Source organism: Armatimonas sp., assembly GCF_031410135.1.
Taxonomy (GTDB): domain Bacteria; phylum Armatimonadota; class Armatimonadia; order Armatimonadales; family Armatimonadaceae; genus Armatimonas.
The window spans coordinates 1-7706 of sequence record NZ_JANNYP010000727.1; the positions used below are offsets into that span (position 1 = coordinate 1).

Genomic DNA, 7706 nt, shown 5'->3' on the forward strand with positions numbered 1-7706 from the left:
CCACGGGGGTGCTCCCATCCTCCAGTACTGCGATAATCTCTTCGTCGTCTTTAGTGAAGAGTGCCGGGCAGTAAGGGGTGATATGAGGGGCTTCGGAAAGGGAGTGGGATATTCGCTGGCCTGTGCGTGCGTCATAGAGACTGCGGATATAGTTGTTGGGCAAGAGTAGGGTCTTGCCGTCATGGGAGAGGCTAATTTGACAGTATCTTGAAGCCTCGTCCTGCACTTGCCGCCAGAGAAGCTTGCCGGTGCTGGTGTCCCAAGCCTGGAGGGTACTTTTACTCTCTTGGGGAGTATGAATAGATCCCGCACCATAAAGTGTGTTGCCATCGGGGGAGAAGACTGCGGTGGCTATGCCTTCTCCATAGTAGCCCATCTGTCGTTTCGCTATAGACGCCATGACGATGGTGAGCAGTGCTCCCAGGCATCCCAGTGAGGTGGTGAGGGTTTTGGGGGCGTTTACCATTTAACGTCTTGCTCCATAGCGCATTATACCTTTCTGCCAAAGTCTGCATAATCTAGCCCCTGAGAACAAGTCTCCGGGCTTAAGAGGGCGACGCTCGCCTCCGCGAGCACTAAGCTCGGTTGGCTACGAAGGTAGCCGTCGCCCTCTTAAGCCGGAACCCTCGTGGTTCCGGTTACTTGTGGTTCCGGCTACTTTTGAGGATCAAGCGGGTAGAATTCCCGCAGACATGCAACTCTATCCTCAGGATCTCTCTGACAACGATCATGCCCGACTGATTCAAAAGCGCGCCTTGACATCCTCGGGCAGCGCGGCTGCCTACGACCCCAATGCGCCTTTGCCTGAGCCGAAACTGGGAAAACTCGGGCGGCTCTGGTCCAAGGGGCTAGGGATGACGGATCGGCAGGCCGCTGTGGGCAACGCAAATGCCAGTAGCTGGACCCTGGCGACGGGATGGTGCACGGCGATTTTTGGGCCATTCCTGCCAGGGCTAATCGTGCTGATCATGGCTCGGAAGCACGGTCTTGATCCGAATATCGCCTGGGCCAGCTTCGGTGCTGCGACAGCGGGATTCTCCGCGATGGGCTTTGGGCCGTTTGCCAAGGCGGCGTTTCGGAGCCTGCACAAGCCCCTGCAAGTCACGGAGATCGAGGGGCTGATCAAAGACACGGCGGATGAGCTAGACAGGGCCTACCTGGCGCTACTGCGGGATGTGCTCCTCACGGATGTTCCCGAGAAAGCGGAGGCGGACATTCGGGCGGCGGTCGCGGCGCTAGGGGAGGCGATAGAGCGCCTTCCGAGTGTCATGACGGAGCCGGTGGACACGACGCTGCTTCGGGCTGAGGCCGCGCAGCTAGCGCAGCAGGCACTTACGGAACCAGATCGTGTCACCGCCGACTCTATCTCGCGCCGTGCCGATGCTCTGGAGCGCCGGGCACAGGCCCATGAGAAGTCCGCCTTGCTCTCCAAGCGGGCGACAGCGCTTCGGGCAGAGATTCAGGCGCAGATCGAGACGCTTCGCGAGGGACTGGTGGGCCACCAGCTGGAAGACGGTGTCGGGCCGACCGTCGCCTTTGCCGAGCTGTCCGATACCGCCCGCCGGGTGGCTCAAGAAGCCGCCGCCGCCGCCGAGGCCCGCCAGGAGCTAGCGCAGGTGCAAACTCGGTAGGTAGCCTGTGTGCCGTGCCAGCTCAAAGGCAAACACGGCAATCCAGAAAACCGTCACCCAAGGCGGCTTGGCCCAGCAGCGCCACTCCGACACGCCCTTTGCGGCGGCAACGATGTAGCAAATCGCCGAGAGCCCCGAGAGCGCGAGCAGGGCGTACTTTCCCGTAAAGATCAGCACCAGAAACGCGGCCTTGCAGAACGTAAACGCCCAGCCCTCCCAGGCTTTCCACGTCGGGTCTTTCATGGTTTAACCGTAAAGCGAACGCGTGACGGGAATTGCTTGGAGTGAAAGACGGTCTGTGTCGCTTTCACAAAATCGCTGTCGTCGGCCTTTCCGATACTCATAAATTTGTGCGGGTTGCGGTCCACTAAAGGAAACCAGCTGCTCTGAATCTGCACTTGCAGGCGGTGGCCCTTCTTAAACGTATGACAAATATCCCCAAGCGCAAAAGTCAGCGGCGTGGGCTTGCCTGGCACAAAGGGCTCGGGCTTGCTGAAACTCTTGCGGAACTTGCCCCGAAACACATCGCCGCGCACCAGCTGCTCTGCTCCCGTCTCGGGCGAGACATCAATGACCTTTACGACCCAGTCCGCGTCTGTGCCCGTCGTTGCTACGGTGAGGTCTACGTCTATCGCGCCCACAGTGGTCATGTCCGCCATAAGCGGGGTGGTGGTATAGGTGAGCACGTCGGGGCGCTTGCTGGCAAAGCGCTGGTCCTCGGCCATGTAGCGTGAGTCGCGGCGCACACCGGGGAAGTTGGTATAAGGAACAGGGCTTGCCGGATCAGAGACGTAGCGGTCTGCCGGGGCTTTCTCATGGTTCACCGGAGCTGTCGCCAGACTTTTTCCGGGCTGAAGGTAGAAGCTGCGTGTCGGCAGACCTTTCGGGGGCCAGGCGGAAAACGAGAGCCACTGGTTCGAGCCCGTCGCAAAGACCCGCGCTTTCACCTTCGGGTCGGGCGGCGCTCCCTTGCCCTTGAGGTAGTGGTTGAAAAACGGCAGCTCCATCTCGTTGCGAAACTTGGCCGCGGTGTCCTGCCCGAACCTCAGGTCATGGAAACGGCTCCCATCGCCGCCCCAGCCGCCGTGCGACCATGGGCCGATCACCACGGATGCTGGCGTCTTGGGGCTCTGGGACTGCAAGGCGCGGATCATGTGCTGCGGCCCCCAGAGATCCTCGGCATCGAAGAAGCCTCCGACCACTAAGAACGCGGGTGTCAGGTTCTTAAAGTGCGGCAGAGGCGTGCGTGCCTGCCAGAAGGCATCGTAGGTATCGTGCTCGATCAGGTCGTTCCAGAAGCGAATCTTGCCCTGAAAGAAGCGCTCGTTGGCGTGCTTCAAGGCCCCGAGCTTCAAATAAAAGTCGTAGGCGTTGTTGGAGTCGTAGGAGAGCTTAGGGTCGAACTCCTCCTTGCTCGGCCCCTCGCGTGGCCAGTCGAAGCCGCCAAAGCACCAGGCGAAGTTGTCGAGGAGCATAAACGCCCCGTTGTGGTGGTCGTCGTCGCCGAGAAACCAGTCCGTGACGGGGGCTTGGGGCGAGACGGCCTTGAGCGCGGGGTGCGCTCGCACCGCCCCGACTGCGGCGTAGAAGCCCGGATACGAAACCCCGACCATCCCGACTTTTCCGTTGTTGCCCGTGACATTCTTCACCAGCCACTCGATCGTGTCGTAGGTATCCGAGCTCTCGTCAATTCCTTTGCCGTCTGGGCTCAGCGGGCGGACGTTCTCGTACTCGCCCTCGGACATGTACTTCCCGCGCACATCCTGAAAGACGAGAATGTAGTTTTCCTTTGCATAGCTCCCCTCAACCGGCCCAAAGTCATCGTCGCCGTAGGGCACCGAGTAGGGGGTGCGCTCCATCAGAATCGGGTGCTTCTCGCTCGTGTCTTTGGGCGTGTAGATCACGGTGTAGAGCTTGGTGCCATCACGCATGGGAATCTGCACATCGTGCTTGGTGTAGCGCTGCTCCATGGGTCGTGCGGCACTAGGCCGATGTGGTGCCGAGTGGAGCGCAACGGGTGTGAGGCTAAGGGCAAGAAACGCAAGGGGAAGAGTGCGACGCATAAAACTCATTTCCGTATCGCGGGGCGGGATTCCTGCACGGCATCGCCCCCGTTGGAGGGGGGCGTCAACGAGCCTGCGGCTGGGAAGGGCTTCGCCCATAAGAGAGCCTCCTCGTTTTACTATGGCCGAAGGCCTTTGCGGCGGAGCTTGCGACGCCCGTTGACGCCTCGCTCTAACCGGGGCGATCTAAACGGGCCAAGTTTCACTTCAGAACCGCCAGCTGTAGACCACTTGGGGGAGCGGGCTTGCGGCCTCGGTGGAAGACATTGTACTCGCAGAAGCTGACGGCCTCGCCTTTCTCGTTGAGGAGCTTGGTGCAGCACTGATCTACCCGCTTCTGATCCCAGGTGTGGGCATCCATGAAGGGCTTGACGACGATCCGAAACGTGCGGCGACCCACGGCCTGCGGGTCGTTGCGGAGGGGGAGCAGGTCTTTCACGCCGCTGTGGGCGTAGAGGGTCATGAGATCACGGAGAGTGCGGCCCGCTCTGAGATTCACGGTGTCGCTCCAGACGCGTTTGAGAGCGCCCTCGATCAGGCCGGAGAAGCTGATTTTGTCGGAGAACAGATCGAGATAACGCGCCACGTCCAAGTGGCGTGGGAGGGGCGTTAAGACGCTCCGCTTTTCGTCGAGAATCCCGTAGGTCAGGACGCAGCAGTCGGGGTGGGAGCAGGGGAGCCCCACAAAGTCTGAGAGTGACAGCGCACCGTCGGTCTGTGCCACGAGGCGCTCTAGAACGCCAGTCAGCGTGAGCCGCGAGCCGGGATCATAGCCGTGCTCGTAGCGCCCATTGTTCATCACGGGCTGGTAGGTAATCCCACAGATCGTCTCATGGGCCAGCGCAAACCGATAGAGCTCTCCGATCTCATCATCGTTGACCCCCGCCTCGACCGTCGGCACAAGATTGATAAACAGCCCGGCGTCGGTGGCGATCTGGAGCGCCTCCTGCTTGCGCGCCACCAGATCTTTTCCGTAGAGCCGCTCATGCACCTCGGGGCGGAAGCTGCCGTAGGAAAAATACAGCTCGATGCGCTCTTTGCGTGCCTTCAGCGCCTCAACGAGCGTCTCGCTCTGGGTGAGCCGCAGGCCGTTGGTATTGATTACCACGCGGTCAATCGGGTACTCCAGCGCCATGTCCAGCAGCTCGATAAAGCGTGGGTGAATGGTCGGCTCGCCGCCGGAGAGCATCAGGACATCGAGGCGGCTCTGCGTGCGAAAGAACGCGTCCAAGCGCCGCCGTGCCTCGGTGTCGTCCATCATCTCATGGCCGCGTGCATCGGCGTAGCAAGTGGGGCAGCGTAGGTTGCAGGCTTGGGTAATCTCTAGGAGCAGCACACAGGTCGGCGGGCCATCCGCACACTCCGTCCCCGGCCCACAGCACCCGCCCCCCGCGCTCCGATCCACCGCGTAGGTGCGAAAGCGCAGATACTCCGCCGCATTGCTCGCCAGCAGCGCCGTGCTCTCTCCATGCCTTGCGCAATTCTGCCGCATCCAAATCCGTCCCGATTCCTCAAAGATCGTCGCCGGAGTCGGATGCAGGCAAGTCGGACACAGGCCCGTTGTTTCTTCACTCCACATTATTTAATCCTATTCCCGTTGTGGTCTCTTGCACCCCCAAAAACATTCATGAAGCTGATAATGAATAAAACTCCGATTGCTAGCCACAAGAGCGCTATCCAGCGCCACGGTGAGGGGATCAATAAGAAAACTTCAATCGGGCCGACCAGGCAAGTGGTGACCATGAAAAGTCCCACGGTAAGCACAAAGAGATACATACCGCCGAGCCGTGAGCCGAACAGACTCGCAAGAAGAAACCCGCCCCAGGCTCCCACGATTGTCCAGGGCCAGCCGTATTTCCAACCTACTGCAATGGCTGCGGTGACGGTGGACAATATCATGAAGGCGGCGGAGATTTCATTCTTTCTATCTTTCCAGGAACGCGGGTAGGCTGCGCCACAGCGAGAGCAGTGGGTTGCACCCGTGTTTGGTTCGTACTCCGAGTTGCAGTTTGTACAGGTCATCATCGTGCGATTCCACCAAAGCAAACTAGGAGAATTCCGAGGATGACGAGCACGAGGAGGGCGCCGCTGATGAGTAGGCCCATGCAGAAGTAGGGGTACTGTTGGCGGTAGCGGAAGTAGACGATGATGCTTCCGATCATACCGATCCCTGTGGCGATGGCAACGAGGCCAACCAGCACTCCGATAATGGCATCGAGCGCTGGGATCTTGGTAAACGCCTGCGTCTGCTGGTCGCGTTGTAGCGCCATCCCACACATCGGGCAGCGGGAAATCGCCTCACCGAACTCGGTCTGGCAGTTAGGGCAGCGGTAGTTTTGGGACTGTTGCAAAGGGTTTCTCCTTGACAAGTTTGTAGATAAAGAAGGCAAAGCCCATCAGACAGACCCACTGGGCCGTGGAAAGGCCCGCATGATGATCTGCCCCTGAGCGGAAGAACTCGATAACAAAGCGGGCAGGACAGTAGAGCACTCCTTGGAGATACCAGAGGCCGTTCTCGGCGGGCTTGCGCCACTTTTCGGCGAGCAGCAAGGCGATAAAGATCACAGCGCAGGCGGCAGAGAGATAGAGCTGGGTGGGATGGTGCCCCGCGGTGGCCCAAGGGAGCGTGCACTCTCGTCCCCCGCAACACCCCCCGAGAAAACAGCCCCAGCGCCCGACAGCTTCACCGGCCATAAGCGCGACCGCAAATAAATCCCCCGTAGGCCGGACTAGCCCAAGGCGTTTCTTGGCGAGCATCACGGCCAAGTAGCCGCCCACAATCCCGCCCAGCACGCTCTTGCCTGGGCCGCCGCTGGTCGCGAGAAACTGCCCCAGATTTGCGCCCACCAGCCCCCCGACTAGCCCGGTCATCATGACAAAGCCCATGCCCTCCGTGAGTAGGCGGCGCTTCTTGGCAAAGAGGCAGAAGGTCAGAACACCGAGGAGATAAGCCAGGCCGTAGGCCCACGAAGCCGACGTGAGGGGCGGCAGTGCAGTCAGCGGCTTCATAGCCTATTGTAGCGTATCTGCATCGCCTCGTGCTGCTGGTTGAAAACCAGCGGCTCCAGTGGCCTTTGGCCGCAAAGCCCGTGCCGGGCTACAAAACTCCCAGCCTGGAACAGGCTTTACGGCTGAGGCACGAAGCCACTGCAGACGCCTCATTCCATGGGGCGGCAGGTATAATGCGCCTATGAGTATTGTATTCGTAGGAACCTACACCAATGGCAATAAGAGCGACGGGGTCTATGCCTTTCGTATGGATGATGTCACCGGGGCGTGGACGCGCATCCCGCAGAACATTCCCAAGATCACAAACCCCTCGTTTCTGGCGGCGGATCGCAAAAAACACCGGCTCTTTGCCACGGCGGAGACCGGCGAGGGGCAGATTGCGGCGTTTCGCTATGATCCCGAGAGCGGTGCCCTGACTTTCGTGAACCAGCAGCCGTCACAAGGAGCCGACCCGTGCCATCTCTCGGTGCTGAAGACCGGGAGCCATGTGCTTGTAGCCAACTACTCCAGCGGGACGTTTGCAATGCTGCCCGTGAGCCCTGATGGCTCCCTACGACCTGCGACGGACACGATTCAGGACAGTGGTAGTGGCCCCAACAAAGGCCGACAGCAAGCGCCACATGCGCACTCGATTAACTTAGATGCGAGCAATAAGCTGGCCTACGGCTGCGATTTAGGGATTGATAAGATTCAGATTTTTCGGCCCAACGCCAAAACGGGAAAGCTAGTCGCCAATGAGCCTGCGTTTGCCGCGGTGCACCCCGGCGGCGGCCCGCGCCACTTTGCGTTTCATCCCAAGAAGCCCTTTGCCTACGCCATCAACGAGCTCGACTGCTCGGTCATACGGCGGAACAAATCAGGCACAGGACGAGCAGCGGGATGCAGAACCACAATTGGCGAGGATGTTTCCGATTCGACGGCAATTGCGTGGTGGCCATGCTCCGGCACTCCTGCTGCCCCGAACCGCTCGTTGTCTGGTCGATTGATGAAGCGAAATGGTGCG

8 protein-coding genes and 1 pseudogene are annotated in these 7706 nt (G+C 60.1%); 2 read left to right on the forward strand and 7 right to left on the reverse strand.

The genetic code is table 11. The annotated features are described in order from the left end of the window. Positions 1-466: pseudogene (locus RMO15_RS26630) on the reverse strand (hypothetical protein); the annotation flags it as partial. A gap of 226 nt (positions 467-692) precedes the next feature. Here RMO15_RS26630 and RMO15_RS26635 point away from each other — a divergent pair. Then, positions 693-1631 (forward strand): hypothetical protein, encoded by a 939-nt coding sequence (locus RMO15_RS26635; protein ID WP_309719948.1) that lies wholly within the window; start codon positions 693-695, stop codon positions 1629-1631. Here RMO15_RS26635 and RMO15_RS26640 read toward each other — a convergent pair. From RMO15_RS26640 to RMO15_RS26665, 6 genes are all read right to left on the reverse strand, one after another. After that, entirely contained in the window at positions 1608-1874 is a 267-nt protein-coding gene (locus RMO15_RS26640) for a hypothetical protein (RefSeq protein WP_309719951.1), read from the reverse strand. The genes RMO15_RS26635 and RMO15_RS26640 overlap by 24 nt on opposite strands. Then, positions 1871-3694 carry a CocE/NonD family hydrolase gene (locus tag RMO15_RS26645; RefSeq protein ID WP_309719954.1) on the reverse strand — a complete coding sequence of 608 codons (1824 nt, stop codon included), beginning with the start codon at positions 3692-3694 and terminating at the stop codon, positions 1871-1873. The genes RMO15_RS26640 and RMO15_RS26645 overlap by 4 nt, the downstream gene beginning before the upstream one ends. A 202-nt stretch (positions 3695-3896) precedes the next feature. After that, entirely contained in the window at positions 3897-5273 is a 1377-nt protein-coding gene (locus tag RMO15_RS26650; protein ID WP_309719957.1) for a radical SAM protein, read from the reverse strand. After that, positions 5273-5719, reverse strand: coding sequence for a hypothetical protein (locus RMO15_RS26655; protein ID WP_309719960.1), 447 nt, complete (start codon positions 5717-5719; stop codon positions 5273-5275). The genes RMO15_RS26650 and RMO15_RS26655 overlap by 1 nt, the downstream gene beginning before the upstream one ends. After that, a complete protein-coding gene (locus RMO15_RS26660) occupies positions 5716-6045 on the reverse strand; it encodes a hypothetical protein (protein WP_309719963.1) in 330 nt (109 codons plus the stop codon). The genes RMO15_RS26655 and RMO15_RS26660 overlap by 4 nt, the downstream gene beginning before the upstream one ends. After that, the gene (locus RMO15_RS26665) at positions 6014-6703 is read right to left on the reverse strand and encodes a prolipoprotein diacylglyceryl transferase family protein (protein ID WP_309719967.1); all 690 of its coding nucleotides are present in this window, start codon (positions 6701-6703) and stop codon (positions 6014-6016) included. The genes RMO15_RS26660 and RMO15_RS26665 overlap by 32 nt, the downstream gene beginning before the upstream one ends. 181 nt (positions 6704-6884) lie before the next feature. Here RMO15_RS26665 and RMO15_RS26670 point away from each other — a divergent pair. After that, a partial coding sequence (locus RMO15_RS26670; protein ID WP_309719970.1) for a beta-propeller fold lactonase family protein occupies positions 6885-7706 on the forward strand: 822 nt, incomplete at its 3' end.